Genomic DNA, 967 nt, shown 5'->3' with positions numbered 1-967 from the left:
CGCGCCGGACTGGACGCCGCGCTCGTACGGCGCGCGGCCGTCGCGCTGGAGCTGGCCGCCTCCCGCCAGCTCGATCCGGCCACGAGCCTGCTGCTCGCCGCCGCCGCGCACGAGGCCCGCATCGCCGACGCCGACAACCGGGAGTTCGCCGAGAGCGACCTGTCCCGGGCGCTGCGCGCCGTCGTCGGCCAACCGGACTTCCGCCCCACTCTCACCGCCCGCGAAGACGGCGCGGACCTGCTCGACGACCTCGACGCCGCGGTGCGCAAGGTCACCTACGCGCGCAGCTTCTACAACAACGCCGTGACCGCCACGCGGTCGGCGCGCCGCAAGCTGCTGCCCCGCGTCCTCCCGCTGCACGGCCGGGCGCCGCTGCCGGACTTCTTCGAGATCGACGACGCTCCTCCGGAGAGCTGAGTCCGTCACGCACGGGACCCCTGTGACCTGCGGGACCGATGGTCATACCGGGCCTGCCAAGAATGGCCCGGGCGGCCCGTTCATCGGCTAGCCTCGCGCACTCAGGACGTCTGATTTGTCCGAGGAGGTCCAGGTAGTGCGTTGTTTTCGTGCGACGTCGGCTCTGGCCGCCGTGCTCGTCACCGCGGCCCTCGCGGGCTGCTCGAAGGGGCCGGTCGCGGCCGTCGCGTCGCCTCCGTCACCGGCCTCGAGCGACCCGTCGCCCTCGTCCACGCCGTCGCCCGCCCGCACCCACCCGTTCACCGGCGCGCCCGCCGGCGCGGACGGCCCGGTCCTCGCCGTCAAGATCGACAACACCAGGTCCGCCAAGCCGCAGCTCGGCCTGCGGTCGGCCGACATCGTCTACGTCGAGCAGGTCGAGGGCGGCCTCAGCCGGATCATGGCGATCTTCTCCTCCAAGCTGCCGTCCAGCGTCGGCCCCGTCCGCAGCGCCCGCATCTCCGACCTGCACCTGCTGCCGCAGTTCGGCCGTCCCGCGTTCGCCTACTCC

2 protein-coding genes are annotated in these 967 nt (G+C 73.4%); both read left to right on the top strand.

Going from position 1 to position 967, the window contains the following annotated elements:
* A partial coding sequence (locus tag ACFFNX_RS43445) for a hypothetical protein (RefSeq protein WP_378212101.1) occupies positions 1-417 on the top strand: 417 nt, incomplete at its 5' end.
* Between the two features lie 136 nt (positions 418-553).
* Positions 554-967 (top strand): DUF3048 domain-containing protein (locus ACFFNX_RS43440; RefSeq protein WP_378212100.1); only part of this gene is annotated, 414 nt, incomplete at its 3' end.

It is taken from the genome of Actinoallomurus acaciae (assembly GCF_042429965.1).
Classification (GTDB): Bacteria; Actinomycetota; Actinomycetes; order Streptosporangiales; family Streptosporangiaceae; genus Actinoallomurus; species Actinoallomurus acaciae.
The sequence above is the reverse complement of the archived record's forward strand: the minus strand, read 5'-3'. Positions and strand labels throughout refer to the sequence as shown.